At 60.2% G+C, this 18304-nt stretch carries 10 protein-coding genes; 5 read left to right on the forward strand and 5 right to left on the reverse strand.

The genetic code is table 11. The features are described from left to right. Nucleotides 1-161 precede the first annotated feature (161 nt). The 4 genes from NMB39_RS05245 to treR form a co-directional block, all read right to left on the reverse strand. Nucleotides 162-2234 carry a TerD family protein gene (locus NMB39_RS05245; protein ID WP_494339556.1) on the reverse strand — a complete coding sequence of 691 codons (2073 nt, stop codon included), beginning with the start codon at nt 2232-2234 and terminating at the stop codon, nt 162-164. A gap of 279 nt (nt 2235-2513) precedes the next feature. After that, on the reverse strand, nt 2514-3284 hold the full coding sequence (locus NMB39_RS05250) for an APH(3')-II family aminoglycoside O-phosphotransferase (protein WP_494339555.1): 771 nt from the start codon (nt 3282-3284) through the stop codon (nt 2514-2516). Nucleotides 3285-3314: 30 nt separating this feature from the next. Then, nucleotides 3315-8027 (reverse strand): membrane-targeted effector domain-containing toxin, encoded by a 4713-nt coding sequence (locus tag NMB39_RS05255; protein WP_494339554.1) that lies wholly within the window; start codon nt 8025-8027, stop codon nt 3315-3317. An 88-nt stretch (nt 8028-8115) separates the two neighbouring features. Continuing rightward, nucleotides 8116-8820 (reverse strand): trehalose operon repressor, encoded by a 705-nt coding sequence (gene treR, locus NMB39_RS05260; protein ID WP_057013190.1) that lies wholly within the window; start codon nt 8818-8820, stop codon nt 8116-8118. A gap of 237 nt (nt 8821-9057) precedes the next feature. On the opposite strand from treR, the gene treP reads away from it, so the two are divergent. From treP to NMB39_RS05285, 5 genes are all read left to right on the forward strand, one after another. Beyond that, a complete protein-coding gene (treP, locus tag NMB39_RS05265) occupies nt 9058-10500 on the forward strand; it encodes a PTS system trehalose-specific EIIBC component (RefSeq protein WP_057021684.1) in 1443 nt (480 codons plus the stop codon). A gap of 118 nt (nt 10501-10618) precedes the next feature. Beyond that, nucleotides 10619-12265 carry an alpha,alpha-phosphotrehalase gene (gene treC, locus NMB39_RS05270; RefSeq protein ID WP_057021683.1) on the forward strand — a complete coding sequence of 549 codons (1647 nt, stop codon included), beginning with the start codon at nt 10619-10621 and terminating at the stop codon, nt 12263-12265. Nucleotides 12266-12334: 69 nt separating this feature from the next. Further along, nucleotides 12335-13555: a maltoporin gene (locus NMB39_RS05275; protein WP_057021682.1), complete on the forward strand. Its 1221-nt coding sequence runs from the start codon at nt 12335-12337 to the stop codon at nt 13553-13555. Nucleotides 13556-13651: 96 nt separating this feature from the next. Next, nucleotides 13652-16180 (forward strand): phosphoenolpyruvate--protein phosphotransferase, encoded by a 2529-nt coding sequence (gene ptsP / locus NMB39_RS05280; protein WP_057021681.1) that lies wholly within the window; start codon nt 13652-13654, stop codon nt 16178-16180. A 2-nt stretch (nt 16181-16182) separates the two neighbouring features. Beyond that, on the forward strand, nt 16183-16461 hold the full coding sequence (locus NMB39_RS05285) for a PTS sugar transporter subunit IIB (protein WP_494339553.1): 279 nt from the start codon (nt 16183-16185) through the stop codon (nt 16459-16461). A 124-nt stretch (nt 16462-16585) separates the two neighbouring features. On the opposite strand, the gene mltF is transcribed toward NMB39_RS05285, so the two are convergent. Continuing rightward, nucleotides 16586-18046 (reverse strand): membrane-bound lytic murein transglycosylase MltF, encoded by a 1461-nt coding sequence (gene mltF, locus NMB39_RS05290; RefSeq protein WP_198718952.1) that lies wholly within the window; start codon nt 18044-18046, stop codon nt 16586-16588. Nucleotides 18047-18304: the final 258 nt, after the last annotated feature.

Consider the following 18304-nt stretch of genomic DNA (forward strand, 5'->3'; position numbering starts at 1 on the left):
GGAATAGGGCACCCGGCTCTTACTAGAGTGTAGTGCTAAGTCCGGAGTAGTGCAGGAAGGGTTTAACAATGCTAGTTAGTTATGCTGACTGGCATTTTTTGGGGCATAAGCTCCGAAGCAAGAGTTGTTACTTTAATGAGTGGCAAAGGCTGGGTTAGGTATCAGAGAAACTGTGACCGGATCAAGTCCGTATCGAACGGCGTTATCCCCTGATCAGGTGAAAACACCGTCTCTGCCTGCTGCGGTGAAGTCACTCGTTCTCCCCGTGCTCGAACATGTAAATCGAACAGTGTCTCTAAATCCGGCTTTGGTGTATGTACCAGCGCTCGCAGCATCAACGATACCCCACTGAGGTTGTTCTGGACGTTGTTCCATCGCGCAGATGAAGTAAGCCCGAGATCGGCCCAGATCATGCGCCTTTCCTGCAGGTCCATCACGAATGGCAGGCAGATGCCTGTGTCGGAGGCGATGTCGATACGGTCGAACACAGAGCGCGGCTCGAATACTTCACCCGACGCTACGTCGGCACGGGCCATCCAACCAGCGAAGCATTCTGGAAGATCGCAATACGGCTGCTCGGTGTATGAGTTGATAGAGGTGACCACGTAACGAACGCCCATTTTGACGAGGACATCAAGGTCAAGGTCGATGAACTCCGAAGCCCCTTGGGGCGCGTCGACGATGTCGCCGCTGTGGTAGCCGCCGAAGCCCTTCAGGTTGTAGTACGCCACCGTTTGTTTGAACACGAAGTAGGCGTCAAAAAATGCGGCAGACAAGTCGATATCCGTGCGTCCACGGCCGTTCTTCCACCACAGGAACAGGCGTATGAAACGAGTGTCAGGCATAGGCAGCCGACTGCCCCGCACCAGCGTACGTAGCGACTTCGATGAGGCCCGCTGCGCCAGCGGCACGTTATATTCGCGTAATGCAGGATCGATGAAACAGCGGCCTAATGGCACAAGCGATGCAAAACGCGTTACGAGAGCCTCCTCGCAGATCCTGGCCGTACGAGCCAATATTTCTGGAGCGAGATGTTCACGTCGATCCTCAACACCATAGACCTTGGCGAATGCGCCTTTCGGTGTGAACGCTCGCAGGGGTAGGGGGCGCGGAGCACGTACGTGGGCCAGTAATTGAAGCAGAATTGGTGAGGACACTAGGGGCGCAACCGCCTCGAACGCGTCGAGTACCGATTCTGGTTCCGTCGCGCGCCTTAGGGTCACGTCCAGCCGTCGTGCGAACTCGCCAGGACGGTTTTGTAGTATGGGGGTAAGCGTGGCGATTTGACGCTGGGCAAGTAATGTTTCGACACGTGATCCAAATGAGTCTGGCGCTTCATTGCGACGCGCTGCCGTGATGGCGGTTAGGGCTCGTGGGTACTTGTCGGCGTAATCGCCCGGATGCAGTACTTCAGCCAAGCGTTTCCATCGCTCAGCATGGCGCATTACGTCTTCTGCAGCGTTGGGTACATGATCGAGCAAGCGTAATAGCAGGCGGCGCATTGAGCGCTTCATCGCCGTGAAACGTGTCGAAGCTGTCGCGAGTGACACGTCTCCACCATTCAGCGCGACAGCGAGCCGTAGCACGTCAGTCGCTGTTTCGACGTTTCGCAGCAGGAATGCGTCTACCCGTGCATCCCCGGCTACATTCTGAATAAGTGCGCTGCCAACCTGCGCACGGATCTCCCGGAACGGGACGGTGTCCGGCAGTAGCCGGAATACATCACTCTTGTACTTTCGGATAAACCAGACGACGTCGGCAGTGTCCCTCTCGGAGAGCGAGGTACGCGCTGAAACCAGCGGCTCGAGCAGTGACTCGAACTCGGGGATGCTTCCCGGTTCGATCACGCGGGCTAGGCAGTTGCCCTCAAGCATTGCAGGTCGAGAGTTTTCAGTCGGTGGTAGGCGCTGAAGCGTGAGGTAATGCAGGACGGCATTTAGGTACAACTGCGCCTCTGAGGCCGTCAGAACCTGCTCTGGAAAATCAGGATAAAATGGCCTGTGGTGTACATGAGCGCCATTTTCCCTGCGAAGGACTCCGACGATTTCGCGCAGCCAGTACTTCAGTTCTATCGGCGACAATGTGCCGATTTGCTCAATCAGAGGCTCTGAAAATACGCATCCGAACGCTGCGACTTCGCGGACAGCCGATGCGACCTGTGCGCGCGTGGCACCGCCAGTGCCCACCGGAACGTGGACTTTGCTACGGCGATTCAGGAACATATCTTGATTCATGCTTGATTTTCTCCCTTCGGCGCCGTAATGGATGAGCTGCGTGGTTCTACAACGGATGTAAAAACGCCTGCAAGACGCAGGCGCGGTGTGGAGAGCGAAACCCCTAGGTCATAGGAGGTTAGAAGGAAGGTGTTCCATAGCCACGCAGGCATTCTACGTAAGGTTGTATCTGTTTGGCAGGTTGCTGCGTGTCCCAACGGTAACAAACTGCTTCGTCAGAAAAGGGGCTGAAAGCGGCCATACCTTACGAGCCGCTGCTTTCTGGATTCGCGGCAGCCTTCAATAGAACTCGTCAAGCAAGCAGTAATACGCAATGCGCTGCTCATCGAGCTCTACGCCGTAGCACTCGAAGAACGGTGCCACCCATGCCTGTCCAAAGTTTTGGGTAATGCTGCGCGCTGCCAGGGCCAGGTCCTGGTAGCGGTCACTGACGCCTAAGCGACCACAATCGATAAAACCGCTGAAACGGCCGTCTGCTGTCATGAAGTTCGGCAGGCAGGCGTCGCCATGGGTCACCACCAAGTCCTGGATGATTGGCCGTGTCGATACCAGTTCGTCCAACACTTGCTCGGCGCTTTGCCCTAGTCGTTCATCGTCGAAGTCGGTCTCGTCGACCAGGCCGGCGTTGACGTGGTTTCGGGCGGTGGCGATGCGTAGGTCAAGGGTGTGATCGAAGGGGCAAAGGGCGATGGGAAGCTGATGCAGCTTGCGCAGGGCATTCGCCAGGATCTCTACGATGTGCGCCACAGGAAGGTCGTCGACCGTCGCCAGGTCCTTTCCTGGCATGGCGCTCATCAGTAGCCAGTGGCGATCCTGGTCTATCACCTCATCCACGACCATCGGTGCCGGTAGCCTTTGTTGCCGCAGCCAGCGCAGGCGCTCGATTTCGTTTGCCAGTTCAGCGAATTCCCCAAGGGGCTCGGACTTCAGGAACAGGTCCTCGCCTTGTTCTCTGCGCAGTCGATAGACGTCTGCGCGCGACTCGCCGATGGCCTGTTGTTCAATCAGTGCGTGGGGAAACTGTTCGCGCCATTTGCTCGGGATATTCACGGTGTTCTCATTTCCTGGTTCAGCTGCTGCTCATAGCGGTGTCGGTTTGCCAACCATTACCATACCCATGTCTTCAAGCGCGGCAAACAATCCTTTGAGGCTGTCAAAGCGCTTGCCGCTAACGCTCGGCCAATTGGGTCTTTCAATAAAGAAGTAGCCGTTCTGGTTACGAATATCCGTAGAGACCAGCTCTCCCAGTTTGCTGCGATGTTTCAGGATGGGCGACACCGACGAAGAGTCGACGGTAAACATCCCGGAACGTCTCAGCAGAGCGTCGAACTCCGCGGCGGTTGCAGGTTTCCGGGGGATCTGCGACTGAAACAACAGGTCGCTTTTCACCGCGCCTTCCTCGCCGGCTGCCGGGATGCCAGGGTCCGGGATGATGCCCTGGGATTGCCCGGGCGCAACATCCTCTACCCTCAGGCCATGTACTTCTTCCAGTTCGCTCAGCCCGGGAACCCCTTTGTAGCTGCTGACGTGGGTATTGCCCACCAGCGCCACCCATTTGTGCGCACCCTGGGCCGCCTGGTCGGCGCGAATCACGGTACTCGCGTAGTAGTTCATCAAGGCGTGGCGTTGCGCACCTCGGGCGATCTGGCTATCGGCCACGGCCGGGATAAACCCATCGGTCCGATAACTGGCCAGGCAATCAATGGCCTGGATGCGGATCTTGTGCGTGCGGGCGGCTTTGATCAGCTCCATGAAGTTGTATTGCCCCAACGGATCGGTGCCCATGCCGTTATCGAGGCTCTGCAGGTAGCGCCTGAGCGTCTCGGGCATTTCGCCGCTTTCGAAGAAGCTGTCCAGGGCTGCCTGGTGAAAGTCGCGCAGCAGGTGCTCGCAGTACAACGTCTTGACGTTTTTCTGCGCCAGTAACTCCATGTGCTCGATCAGCAGTTGTTTGCTGCCCACGCCGCTGTGGGCTTCGCCGACCACGATGCCACGGCCATCCTCCAGCAGTGCCTCCAGCCAGGTTGCCGTGGGGGCCTTGGCTGGCACCGAGGGAATGGGCGGGCGATTGGCTGCACGGAACCGACGCAGGAAGGCCACCGCATCCTTGAACAGTTGCTGCCTTCTGCTTTTGAACGGCGCGTACGGGTCGGCGCCGTTGTCAAAGAGGTTCACGCCCTCGTCGCTCAGGGCATATTTTGCAGTGCCCGGTCCGGCGGCGGCATTTTCCAGGGGGGGACGCAGGTCTGGCGGTATTTCATAGGCGATGGCCGGGCTTTGCACCGTCGGCACCGGTCGGCGGCCAGGCACCCGGTTCAGGAGTTGCCCGGCGCCGCCTTTCAGGCCAAGCCTGGGCAGCACTTCCCATTCGCCTTGTGCGTTGAAGCGCACCGGGATGGCTTCCGAGAAGGAGAAGGGTTTTTCAGGGTTGATGATTGCCCAATGTCCGCCGCCATTGACGTCATTGATGTACTGCACGTAATACGGCGTGTCGTTGAGCAGGATCGCCGCCGCGGGGTTGGATTCCAAGCGATAGATGCCTTGATACCGGCCGGGCTCGCTGACCGGGTTGCGGCCTTCGAGGATTTCATTGGCTTCCCACGATGGGGGGATTTCTGGCCGTAGGCTGGCTTCCACCGCGCCGGTGGGAATGGCCGAAGGTGCCAGGGCTGCGCCTGACTCGACCGTGGTTTCTACGGCAGCCTGCACGGCCGGGCGCTCCAGCTCTATTGTGGGAACCAGCGTCTTGGCCGGCGGCAGGCCTTTGAGCGTGAGGCCGTTTGCGCGCAGGGCGCCGCGCAGCTCAGGCAGCGTCTTGTAGACAGCCCCGTTGAGCCTTGGGAAGGCATCGCGATCAATGAAATAACCGGCGTCCGAGTGCTGGATGCGGTTGTGTACCAGGTTGTTCAGGCGGTTGCGGTGAATAAGCGTCAGCTCATCACGGGTTTGTTGCATGACGCAGTCCCCAGGTGAGCTGAGGGTTCTTTCAAGGTCTCTCTGTTCAAAGATGTAGGGGTGTATTTGTTCGCTCTCACGCATGGGCACTTGCAGGGAAAGGTCGGTGTCCAGCGCATCGAGTGGGGGTTTCTCCTGATCGAACGCTGATAGGTTATTCACCTTGGGGCCATAAGTGATCTTGATCTGGCTGCCTTCGCCGCCGAGTTCCTCGGTAACGCGCAGACTGGTCCCGCCGTTTATTTCGCTGATGCCGGCCGCGCCTCTGAAGGTGTTGGTGTTTTCCGGCCCCGTGAGCACCACCCATTTGCCGACGCCGTTTTTGGCTTGGTCGAGGCGCAGGATTTCACTGGTGACGAAGTTCTTCGACATTTGCTCATCCATGGCCGACCCCTTGGGCAGGTAGTTGGCCAGGCATTCGCTGGCCTGGATACGCACCTGGTTGTCGCGGGCGGCGTGCAGCAGTTCCAGGGTGTTGAAGCGGCCCATATTGGTCGGGTCCAGCTCGCGTAGATACTTGCCCAAGCGGTCGGGCATGACGCCACTGCGAGCGAAGGTGTCCAGGTCCAACTGATGCAGGTCGTTGTAGAACCTGTGCAGGTACAAGGTCTTGACGCCTTGCTTGGCCAGGTTGGGCATTTGCTTGATCAATAGATAGGTACTGGCGACCCGGTTCGGGCTCTCGGCGATGACCAGGCCCTTGGCATTTGCCAGGCTTTTTTCAATCAGTTGCTCGGGACTCATGCCTGGCGTGATGGCAGGCAGTGCCGGCCGCTCGGGCAGGGTGCTGGCGAAGAATGGCCGGGAGAAGAAATTGCGCGCGCTGCTGAGGATTTTTGCCCGCATGGGGTTGATGAAGTAGTCCGAGGTGCTGAAACTGCCAGCTTCGCCCGTGGGGGTGATGATCGGCTTAATGTAGTCCGGCCCGCCAGACATGGCGAGGCCGATGTCGAAACTGCTCTGGTTCTTCAGGTCAAAAGGGGTCGGTAGGCTGGAGGACGGGTTTCTAAAACCCGGCTCCCCATAGGCGCTTGGCCGGCGATAGTCGGATGCAAGTGGCGGCCGTGTACTCGTGGTCGGGGTGTCCATGGGGCTGCCGCCGCGCATCGCCTCGGAGGGGCGCAGCACCCGCTCCCATTCGCCCTCGGCATTCAGGCGTACGGGCAGTGAGCCGGTGCTGGCATGCGGGTTCAACGGGTCGATGATGGCCCAGGTACCGCCGCCGTTCACGTCCGCTTCATAACGCACGTAAAACACGGCGTCCTTGAGCTTGATCAGGGTCGAAGGGTTGGCATTGATGCGGTAGATCTGTTCAAAACGTCCGCCTTCGGTCATCGCCGTGGCACCGTCCAGCCCTTGCAGGCGCCGCCAGCTCGACGGTATTTGCCCCAGGCCGTCGCCGGGCAGTTGGGGCAATGCGGGTGGCGCCGGCACGGAAGGGCTTGCAGGTTCGGCAGTCTCGGGGTTCAACGCCTCGTCGTACTTGGCCATCTCGGCCGCTTCCGCCGCGTCGACGTCGGCACCCACTTCGGCGATGGGCCCGGGCCCATGCAGTGCTGCCAGGTTGAACAGCGTATCGATCGCGCTGAACACCGAACCTTTCACCCCGGCCTTGCGCTCGGCACTGGTTCGGCCATTGACCGCCTGGTCGATGTTCAGGGCCAGGTTAGCGATGCTGGCACCCAGCACCGGCAAGGCTACCGGCCAACCGATGACGGCCAGCGGCCCGAATATCTTGAGGCCGGCACTCAGGTAACCGATCCAGATTTTTTTGCTCAGTTGCGCATTGGTGGTCAGCAACTGCTCGGCTTCGTCATACATCGCTGCGCGGGTGCGGTCCCGCAACCAACTGAAGGCGTCCGTGGTGACCGCCTGGTTCTTCTGGTTGATCATGTGATGATCCGACTTGCCCCAGGTCTGCACCAGGCGATTCATCAGGTCAGTGATGCCGTCGGTCATGGCCTCGCGGTCAGTCAGGGAGAAGTGGCAGAGGAACAGGTCACGGGTCTTTTTGTCATCCATGATCCCGAGCATCCACCAGTGCAATTGCGCGGCGGTCTCGAACACTTTGAAGGCTTGCTGATCACCCGGCACATAGAGTACTTGTCGCCCGGCTGTGTCAGTGATGCGCAACAGGTTGGTGGCGACATGGCCGTCCAGGTCGAGGGCGGCGACCTGCGCATCGGCGCCTGGCGCCAAGTCGGTTTGCAGCATGGCCAGGCTGACCGGCCAGCTCAGGTGCGGGGCCACGGCAGTGATGCAAGTGTGGAAGTCTTCGGCGCTCAGATGCTTGAGTTCGAGGGCTTGCACCGCCTTGCTGAGGAAATTGCATTTGGCTTGGGTGCGGAAGGCGTCGGCGTGGTCCCGCCAGAAACTGTCGAGTTTGTCGCGGTAGAGGTCGCTGAACTTGAGGGCCCAGAAGTCCTTGAGCACTTCGTTGGCATGCAGGCGCACTTCATTGGTTTGATTGAAGTCGCCGTATTCCGGACCTTTGGTGTAGAAACCGCCGTACAGGTCCAGCAGGTCGGCGTTGTCATAGTCGGTGGCGCGGAACCGATGAATCACTAACTCGGTCAGGGTCGTCGATTCGTAGGGTTTTTCCAGGACATGTTCCCAGCCGGTAAAGGTCAGCGAACTGCTTTGGGCAGCCTTGAAGCGGTGGTAATAGACTTCGTCCGGGTCAAGGCTCTCGATCCCGTGTTTTTTCAATATGCCGCGGGCGGTTTCGTGAGCCGTATCGTGCAGGCTGGGGCAAGCCAGGATCACGCGTCCGGCCAGGGCCTTGAGGGCTGCCTTGTCGGCGGCGTTGGGCAGGGTGCGGGTTTCGCTCGAACTCATGGGAGTGCTCATCCTTCAAAAATGAAGGGCGAGATTCCCCCAGGCCGGCGTGGGGAGGGCGCTACATAGTTAGGCTAACGGGCCGTGCTCAGCGCCGTGCGATATCCGAAAAGTAGAACTTGTCCAACGTATGGCGCGACTCGGTGTACTCGAACTGCCGCCCGTCCTGCAAGAACGTCTGGTTACTCACCACGATTACATGACTTTGCCCGTCGAGGTCCAGGTGCGCCTGGTCATCTTTGCTGCGCGGCAGTGCCTCGATGGTGCGCTGTGCATAGCTGATCTGCAGCTGCAGCGTCTGCTCGATAAACGCATAGATCGACTGTTCGGCGATCTCGCGATCCAGGCCGGGAATCAGCTCGGCGATGAAATGGTTGATGTCGAGGATTACCCGTTTGCCGCCGATGCGTCGTACCCGCTTGATACGGGTGATCAGTGTGCCTGGCTCGGCCTCGAAGTGTTGCAGCAGTGGCCCTTCCAATGGGAGCTGGGTGAATTCAACCACCTCGGTGCGTACGTCATTGCCCAGGTCGGCGTGGGTCTCATGGAAGCTGACGATACCGCCCAGCTGGAACTCGATCGGGTTGGGCGACAACACAAAGGTGCCCTTGCCATGGATCTTTTGGGCAAAGCCACGTTCCTGCAACTGCTCGATGGCGCGTCGCACGGTACCGCGGCTGGCTTGGTAGGCGTCCATCAGCTCGGTTTCGGAGGGCAGGCGCGTACCGCGTTGCAGACGTTCGGTGGTGATGCTGGCAAGCAGATCCGTATAGATCTGGTTGTATTTGCTCATGAGATGGCTCTATGCCCGGCTTGCATTCAAGGCAGGAACCTTAGTGGCAGAGGTGGGGTTTGTCCATTGGGCAGCCCTATAGCCAGAGGAAAAATCTGACAGGAAGTTCGCATTTATAAACAAAAGTGTAACTCGTACAGACGAGTTGTTGATTTAACTCGTACAGACGAGTACTTTTGCCCTCGGCGTGCTGCCAACGACTGCCACCCATAAAAACAATCACAGTGGAAAACGAGCATGAGCCACGACTATCCGACTATCGCCCGCGAGATTCTCGAAAACCTCGGTGGGCGCGACAACCTTGAGCAAGCTGCCCATTGCGTGACCCGCCTGCGCCTGGCGCTCAAGGACCCGAGCCTGGTCAACAGCAGTGCGTTGAACCAGGTCGACCTGGTCAAGGGATCGTTCTTTACCGGTGGCCTGTTCCAGGTGGTGATTGGCCCCGGCGAAGTGGAAAGGGTCTATGCCGCCTTGCGTGAACAGACCGGTCTCGCCGCGTCCACCATCGCCGATGTCAAGAAGGCCGGTGGCGAAAAGGTCAATGCCTTGCAACAGTTGGTGCGGGTATTTTCCGATGTGTTCATGCCGATCCTGCCCGCGCTGATCATTGCCGGCCTGTTGATGGGCGTGAACAACCTGATGGGGGCCAAGGGCATGTTCATTCAGGACATGACCTTGCTGGAGGCCTATCCGAACCTGGATGGCCTGTGGAACCTGATCAACCTGATGGCCAATACCTCGTTCGTCTTCCTGCCCGCGCTGGTGGGCTGGTCGGCGGCCAAGCGGTTCGGCGGCAGTGAAATCCTCGGCATCGTGCTCGGCCTGATGCTGGTGCACCCCGACCTGCTCAACGCCTGGAACTACGGCAAGGCGGTCGCCGGGCTCGATGGGCAGAGCCTGCCGTACTTCGACATCCTGGGCTGGTTCCAGATCGAGAAAGTCGGCTATCAGGGCCAGATCCTGCCGATCCTGATGGCCGCCTATGTCATGAGCGTGATCGAGAAATACCTGCGGGCACGAGTGCCGAATGCCATCCAGTTGCTGGTGGTGCCAATCACCACCATCGTTGTCACCGGTGTCCTGGCGCTGGCGATCATTGGCCCGGTGACCCGCCACCTCGGCATCCTGATTACCGAAGGCGTGGTCACGCTGTTTGAGCTGGCGCCGATACTGGGCGGCTTGATCTTCGGCGTGCTCTACGCACCGCTGGTGATCACCGGCATGCACCATATGTTCCTGGCCGTGGACCTGCAGCTCATTTCCACCCAGGGCGGCACCTTTATCTGGCCGATGATCGTCATGTCCAACCTGGCCCAGGGCAGTGCGGCATTGGGGGTGTTCTACATGAGCCGCAATGCGCGGGAAAAAAGCATGGCCTCGACGTCGGCGATTTCCGCGTATTTCGCCATCACTGAGCCAGCGATGTTCGGTGTCAACCTGCGATACAAATTTCCGTTCTACGCGGCACTGGTGGGGTCTGCCCTTGGCTGCATCTTCCTCTCGCTGAACAAGGTCCAGGCCTCGGCCATCGGCGTCGGCGGCCTGCCCGGGTTTATCTCGATCATCCCGCAGTACATCCCGGTGTTTGTGATCGGCATGGCCGTCGCGATCGTTGTGCCCTTTGTGCTGACCTGTGTGTTGAGCATGAAGATTATCCGGCCTGGGTATCGGGTCGCCTGATCCAACGCCATCGGGGGCAAGCCCCCTCCCACAGGGGAATGCATTTCAAATGTGGGACGGGGCTTGCCCCCGATGAGGCCCTCAAAGCCAGCACACAATTAATTGAAGGAACCCCACCATGCAAAACTGGCAACACTCGGTGATCTACCAGATCTACCCCAAAAGCTTCCATAGCCACGCGGGTAACGCCACCGGTGACCTGCTGGGCATCGTGGACAAGCTCGACTACCTGAAATGGCTGGGCGTGGATTGCCTGTGGATCACCCCGTTCCTGCGCTCGCCGCAACGCGACAACGGCTACGACATCAGCGACTACTACGCCATCGATCCCAGCTACGGGACCATGGCCGACTGCGACCTGTTGATCAGCGAGGCGGCCAAGCGTGGCATCAAGCTGATGCTCGATATCGTGGTCAACCACACCTCCATCGAGCACGAGTGGTTCCAGCAGGCGCGCAGCAGCCTCGACAACCCTTACCGCGACTTCTACATCTGGCGCGACCAACCGAACAACTGGGAATCCAAGTTCGGCGGCTCGGCCTGGGAATACGAAGCGCAGACCGGCCAGTACTACCTGCACCTGTTCGACCACACCCAGGCCGACCTCAATTGGGACAACCCCAAGGTGCGTGCCGAAGTGTTCAAGCTGATGCGCTTCTGGCGTGACAAGGGCGTGGGCGGTTTCCGCCTGGATGTGATCAACCTGATCTCCAAGCCCGCCGACTTCCCCGAAGACAACAGCGACGGCCGCCGTTTCTATACCGACGGCCCGAATGTGCACGCATACCTGCAGCAGATGCACCGCGAAGTCTTCGAAGGCCATGACCTGATCAACGTCGGCGAGATGTCGTCCACCAGCCTGGAACACTGCATTCGCTACTCGAATCCGGCCTCGAAAGAGCTGTCGATGACCTTCAACTTCCACCACCTGAAAGTCGATTACCCCAACCTGCAGAAGTGGGTGAAGGCCGACTTCGATTTCCTGCAACTCAAGCAGATTTTCTCCGACTGGCAACTGGGCATGCAGGCCGGTGGCGGTTGGAACGCGCTGTTCTGGTGTAACCACGACCAGCCGCGGGTGGTCTCGCGCTTTGGTGATGACGGCGAATACCGCGTGGTCTCGGCCAAGATGCTCGCCACGGCGCTGCACTTCCTCCAGGGCACGCCGTATGTGTACCAGGGCGAGGAACTGGGCATGACCAACCCGGGCTTCGACAAGATCGAACAGTACCGCGATGTGGAAACCCTGAACATCTTCCGCCTCAAGCGTGATGCCGGGGAGTCCGAGGCGTCGAGCATGGCGGCGATCATGCAGAAATCCCGCGACAACGGTCGCACGCCGATGCAGTGGAGCAGCCAGGCCAATGCCGGTTTCAGCCGTGGCGAGCCCTGGATTGGCATTGCTGCCAACGCTGCGCAGATCAACGTTGAAAACCAGCTGGATGACCCGGATTCGGTGCTGCATCACTACCGCGCCCTGATCGCCCTGCGGCGCCGCGAACCGCTGATCCAGGAAGGCATTTACCGCCCACTGCTGCAAGACCATCGCCAGGTCTGGGCGTACCTGCGCGAAGGCCATGGCGAGCGCCTGCTGGTGCTCAACAACTTCTACGGCACGCCGTGCGAAATCCAGCTGCCCGACCAGGTGATCAATCCGTCGAGCGCGCAGCGGCTGCTCATCAGCAATTACCCCGATTGCCCGGCGCGCACGAGCACGGTGGTGTTGCGCCCTTACGAATCGTTTGTGCTGCATCTCAAGGACTGAGCCGCCTCTACCGGTAATCGCGTCACGCAACAAAGTAAGAAAAAACAATAAAAATAAAAGGAGCGCTTCATGAAAACAACCATAAAACTGGGCCTTATAGCCTCGTGTCTCGCTGTACCGTTTGGCGCCCAGGCCCTGGAGTTCGCCGGTTACTTGCGCAGCGGCGCGGGCACGTCTACAGGCAGTGGCAAGCAGCAATGTTTCCAGCTGCCGGGGGCGCAAACCAAATACCGCTTGGGTAACGAATGCGAGCAATATGCCGAACTGGAACTGCGCCAGGACCTGCTGACGTTCGATGACGGTTCGGTGCTCAGCGTGGATGCCATGGCCTCCCTCTACAACAAGTACGACCGCTCCCTGAAGTTCCAGGGTGAAAACAACGGCTCGGCGCGCATGCCGCAGATGTATGCGCAATGGTCCAACCTGCCCGGTCTCAACGGTGGTTCGCTGTGGGCCGGGCGGCGTTACTACAAACGTAACGACATCCATATCTCCGACTTCTACTACTGGAACCAGAGCGCCACCGGTGGCGGTATCGAGGACGTGCTGATCGGCGGCTTGAAATACAGCTACGCCCTGTCGCGCAAGGACAACCTGTACCAGAAGGAATACGCCACCCGCCACGACTTCAACGTAGCAGGCTTCAACACCAACCCGGGCGGCGAGTTGGAGCTTGGCCTGAGTTATATCGCCAAGGCCGGTGGGCGTGATACCAACAGCGGTTGGGCGCTGACCGCGCAGCATGTGCAAACCGCGTTCCTGGGCGGCAAGAACAAGTTTGCCTTGCAGTACGGCGAAGGCCCAGGCACCGGGCTGGGCTACACCGGCAATACCCGGTTGGACAAGAGCAGCAAAAGCTACCGTGCCGTGGAGTTCTTTGACTGGCAGGTGACCCCGCGTTTCGGCGGGCAAGTCCAGGCGGTGTACCAGAAGGATGTACGTGCGGGGCGTCAGGACCAGAACTGGATGTCCCTGGGTGTACGCCCGGCGTATGCCATCAGCGAGCAATTCAAGCTGGTCGCTGAACTGGGTCACGATCAGGTCGAGGCTACCGGCGGTACACGCAAGCTGAGCAAATTCACGTTCGCGCCGACCTGGTCGCCCAAAGGCCCGGAATTCTGGGCGCGGCCGGAAGTGCGGTTGTACTACACCTATGCCAGCTGGAACCAGGCGGCCAAGCGCGCGGCGAATGAACTCGCGGCGGGCTCGGCGTTATCCGATACCGGCGCCTATGGCACGGCACGGCATGGTTCGAACATGGGCGTGCAAGTCGAATACTGGTGGAAATAACCGCGAACTAATGTGGGAGCGCGCAAGCCCGCTCCCACATTTGATCTGTGCCATCCCACCCAATGATTTTTACAGAACAACCCAACAGGTGAAGTCATGACCCCATCTCAACCCCTGGAACTGCTGGCGCCCCTGTCCGGGATGCTGCTGGCGCTGGATCAGGTACCCGACCCAGTGTTTTCCAGCCGCGTGATCGGCGACGGCCTGTGCATCGATCCCACCTCGCAGACGCTCTGCGCGCCGCTGGCCGGGGTGATCAGCAATATCCAGGACAGCGGTCATGCGGTGAGTGTCACCGACGACAACGGCGTGCAGGTGCTGTTGCATATCGGCCTGGACACCGTGAACCTGGCGGGTCAGGGCTTCACTCGCCTGGTTGAGGAGGGACAGCGGGTGGAAGCCGGGCAGCCGCTGATTGAGTTCGACGCCGACTATGTGGCACTGCATGCACGTAGCCTGCTGACCCTGATGCTGGTCGTCAGTGGCGAGCCATTTGTGTTGCTGGTGCCCGATCAGGGCGCCGTCGAGGAAGGCCAGCCACTGTTACGAGTGTCCCCCGGGCAAGCGTCATCGGAAGCCGATGAAGAGGAGGGCGATGCGCTGTTCTCCAAGCCCCTGACCTTGCCCAACGCCAACGGTTTGCACGCTCGCCCAGCGGCAGTGCTTGCCCAGGCGGCGAAAGGGTTCAGTTCAAGCATCTACCTGCACAAGCAAACCCAGAGCGCGAATGCCAAGTCGCTGGTGGCGATCATGGCGCTGCAGACGTCCCGGGGAGACAGCCTGCAAGTGAGCGCGGCGGGCACGGATGCCGAGGCGGCGATCCAGGCGCTGGTCGCGTTGTTGCTGGACGGCTGTGGCGAGACGGTGGCGGCGGTCGAAGTAGTCAAGCCTGCCGCGCCGGTGTCATCGGCAACCTTGATGCGGGGCGTGTGTGCATCGCCAGGCTCGGCGTTTGGGCAGGTCGTCCAAGTGGCCGAACCGGCGCTGAATATTCCTGAAGCCGGTGCCGGCGAAACCTTCGAGCGTGCCGCATTGGCGCGAGGCCTGCGGACGGCAGCCGAAGCGCTGCAAGCCTTGCAAGCCAAGGCTGCCGGCAGTGCCCAGGCCGAAATTTTCCGCGCCCACCAGGAATTGCTCGAAGACCCGACCCTGCTGGAGCAAGCCCACGGCCTGCTCGCCCAAGGCAAGAGCGCCGCCTTTGCCTGGAACAGCGCCACGCTGGCGACGGCGAAACTCTTCGAAGGCTTGGGCAAGGCGCTGCTCGCCGAGCGTGCGGCGGACCTGGCCGACGTCGGCCAGCGCGTGCTCAAACTGATCCTGGGTGTTCCCGAACGCTCATTGGACCTGCCTGAATGCGCCATCCTGGTCGCCGAACAACTGACACCCTCGCAAACCGCCGGCCTGGATACCAGTAAAGTGCTGGGTTTCGTCACCGTTGCCGGTGGGGCTACCAGCCACGTGGCCATCCTCGCTCGGGCGCTCGGCCTGCCGTCCATTTGCGGGGTGCCGGCTCAAGTATTGGCTCTGGCCAACGGCAAACGGGTACTGCTTGACGCCGATAAAGGCGAGCTGCACCTGGAACCGGACCTGGCTGAAATCGAACAACTGCAAGCGGTTCGCCAGCAGCAAAAGCTGCGGTTGCAGCGTGAAATCGCACAGGCATCCCTGGCGGCAATCACTCGCGACGGCCATCACGTCGAAGTCACGGCCAACGTCGCCTCGCTGCAGGAAGTCGAGCAGTCCCTGACCCTGGGCGGTGAAGGCGTGGGCCTGCTGCGTTCGGAGTTCCTCTACCTGGACCGCAGCCGTGCCCCGAGCCCGGAGGAACAAGCCGGCACCTACAGCGCCATCGCCCGTGCCCTTGGCACCGAGCGCAATCTGGTGGTGCGCACCCTGGACGTGGGAGGCGACAAACCCTTGGCCTATGTGCCGATGGAAAGCGAGACCAACCCGTTCCTGGGTTTGCGGGGTATTCGGCTGTGCCTGGAACGCCCCGAACTGCTGCGCGAACAGTTTCGCGCGATCCTCGCCAGTGCGGGCTTGGCACGGCTGCATATCATGCTGCCGATGGTCAGCCAGCTCTGCGAGCTGCACCTGGCGCGCCGGATGCTCGAAGAAGAAGCGCTGGCGCTCGGGCTCACCGAATTGCCCAAGCTGGGCATCATGATTGAAGTGCCTTCGGCGGCGTTGATGGCGGATGTGTTTGCGCCCCATGTGGATTTCTTTTCCATCGGCACCAACGACCTGACCCAATACACCCTGGCCATGGACCGCGATCACCCGCGCCTGGCCAGCCAGGCCGACAGCTTCCACCCCGCTGTGTTGCGCCTGATCGCCAGCACCGTCAAGGCGGCCCACGCCCATGGCAAGTGGGTGGGCGTGTGTGGTGCGCTGGCCTCTGAACCATTGGCGGTGCCGGTGTTGATCGGACTTGGCGTGGATGAACTGTCGGTCAGCGTGCCGCTGATCCCGAGCATCAAGGCCACCGTGCGCGAACTGGAACTGGTCGACTGCCAACTCATCGCCCGCCAGGTGCTGGGCCTGGAAGAAGCCGGCCAAGTGCGTGAGGCCCTACGCCTGTACCACGCGGCCACCGTTGAAACCTCACCTGTCATGGAGCACTGAGCATGTTCGAGAAATTGCAGCGGGCATTCTGGAAAGCCCTGACCCCGGACCTGATTGCCGAGACGCTTGAAGCGCCGACCCCCAGCCTGTTGGCCGCCGATGTGCTGAGTGCCTTGGGCGGCGCCGAGAATCTCAAGTCACAACAGCGTGTGGCGCTGACGCGGGTGAGGGTGCAGTTGCAGGATGCGGGGCGGTTGGATGAGGCGGCGTTGAAGGCGGCGGGTGTAGCAGGCGTGATGGTGTTGTCGGGCGGCGTAGCCCATCTAATCACCGGCCTCTAAGTCAAGCGCAGATCAAAATGTGGGAGGGGGCATGCTCCCGATGGCGGACTGTCAGTCACCACATGCAGTGACTGACCCCCTGCTATCGGGAGCAAGCCCCCTCCCACATTGGTATTCAGTGTTCTTATAATTGCGGGCTGTCCTGCGGCGGCTTGGTCTTGTCCACACCCGGCACATGCAGGTTGCCTTCCACCACCTGGTCGCCTTCCAGCTGCGGCTGGGTCACCCAGGTAAGGATGTCGTAGTAACGCCGGATGTTCGCCACAAAGTGCACCGGCTCGCCGCCCCGGGCGTAGCCGTAGCGGGTCTTGCTGTACCACTGCTTCTGCGACAGGCGTGGCAGCATCTTCTTCACGTCCAACCACTTGTTCGGGTTCAGGCCTTCTTTCTTCGCCAGCAGGCGTGCGTCTTCCAGGTGGCCGGTACCCACGTTATAAGCGGCGAGGGCGAACCAGGTGCGGTCGGGCTCGGCGATCTTGTCGTCCAGTTCATCCTTGATCTTGGCCAGGTACTTGGCGCCGCCCATGATGCTCTGCTTGGCATCCAGGCGGTTGGACACGCCCATGGCCTGCGCGGTGTTCTGGGTCAGCATCATCAGGCCGCGCACGCCGGTCTTGGAGGTAACGGTCGGCTGCCATAGTGACTCTTGGTAACCGATGGCTGCCAGCAGCCGCCAATCGACCTTTTCAGCCTTGGCATAGGCGCGAAAGTGCTTCTCGTACTTGGGCAGGCGCTGTTGCAGGTGCTGGGCGAAGGTATAAGCGCCCACATAGCCGAGTACATCGACGTGCCCGTAATAGCGATCTTTCAGACGCTGCAGCGTGCCATTCTTTTCGACCTTGTCCAGGTAGCCGTTGATCTCATTGAGCAGGCTGTTGTCGTCGCCGGCGGCCACGGCCCAGCTCTGGTGGCTGGCATTGCCGAGGTCGAACGCCACGCGCACGTTGGGAAAGTACACCTGGTTCATCGCCACTTCGTTGGAGTCCACCAGGGTCAGGTCGATCTGCCCCTCGTCCACCATGCGCAGCAGATCGACTACCTCAACGGCGTCGGATTCTTCGTATTCGATTGCTGGATTCTGCTTTTTCAACGCCGCCAGTTGCTCGGCGTGGGTGCTGCCCTTGAGCACCATGATCTTCTTGCCCACAAGGTCAGCGGCATTGGTCGGGCGCGATTGGCCGTTGCGATAAATGATCTGCGGGGTCACTTCCAGGTATGGGTGGGAAAATCGCACCTGCTGTTGGCGCTGTTCGCTGCTGACCAGGCCGGCGGCGGCAAGTACCGGGCCGTTGGGTTTACCCAACTGGTTGAACAGGTCGTCGAGGTTATCGGCGGTCTCGATTTCCAGCTTCACGCCCAGTTCGTCAGCAAAGCGCTTGACCAGTTCGTATTCGAAACCGGTTTCACCGTTGCGGTCCTGGAAATAGGTGGCCGGGCTGTTCCGGGTGACCACCCGCAATACGCCATCCTCCTTAATTCGCTCGAGGGTGCTGGGTTTGTCAACACAGGCACTGAGCATCAGGAAGAGCAAGGTGGCGACGAGCCATTTGACCCATCGCGGGCGCAAAACGGTTGGGGAGAACATCTGCGCAGTATACGCAAACGGCCCACGGCGCCATATCTCGACAGCGGCGCACTTGTCTGCTAGCGCCGCTCAAACTGTGCTGCAGCCCGCAGAAACGCGGCTTGGCGAGCGATTGTGACGGTTAAAATAACTGCGCCCAACGCCGTGGATAACGCCACGATCGCGTGCAAACCCTGCCAACTGACGTTCGGCAGCGGCCACCGGTAGCGTTTCGGGTGCCGTTGGCGAAGGTTTACGCTAGAATGCACGGCCTCAAAG

Source organism: Pseudomonas sp. FBCC-B545 (assembly GCF_059134095.1).

Excerpts from the sequence above, each read along its gene's own strand:
- ptsP (WP_057021681.1), top strand. The coding sequence starts at position 13,652 with ATGACCCCATCTCAACCCCTGGAACTGCTGGCGCCCCTGTCCGGGATG.
- NMB39_RS05255 (WP_494339554.1), bottom strand. The coding sequence starts at position 8,027 with ATGAGTTCGAGCGAAACCCGCACCCTGCCCAACGCCGCCGACAAGGCA.
- treP (WP_057021684.1), top strand. The coding sequence starts at position 9,058 with ATGAGCCACGACTATCCGACTATCGCCCGCGAGATTCTCGAAAACCTC.
- mltF (WP_198718952.1), bottom strand. The coding sequence starts at position 18,046 with ATGTTCTCCCCAACCGTTTTGCGCCCGCGATGGGTCAAATGGCTCGTC.
- treC (WP_057021683.1), top strand. The coding sequence starts at position 10,619 with ATGCAAAACTGGCAACACTCGGTGATCTACCAGATCTACCCCAAAAGC.
- NMB39_RS05275 (WP_057021682.1), top strand. The coding sequence starts at position 12,335 with ATGAAAACAACCATAAAACTGGGCCTTATAGCCTCGTGTCTCGCTGTA.
- treR (WP_057013190.1), bottom strand. The coding sequence starts at position 8,820 with ATGAGCAAATACAACCAGATCTATACGGATCTGCTTGCCAGCATCACC.
- NMB39_RS05245 (WP_494339556.1), bottom strand. The coding sequence starts at position 2,234 with ATGAATCAAGATATGTTCCTGAATCGCCGTAGCAAAGTCCACGTTCCG.
- NMB39_RS05285 (WP_494339553.1), top strand. The coding sequence starts at position 16,183 with ATGTTCGAGAAATTGCAGCGGGCATTCTGGAAAGCCCTGACCCCGGAC.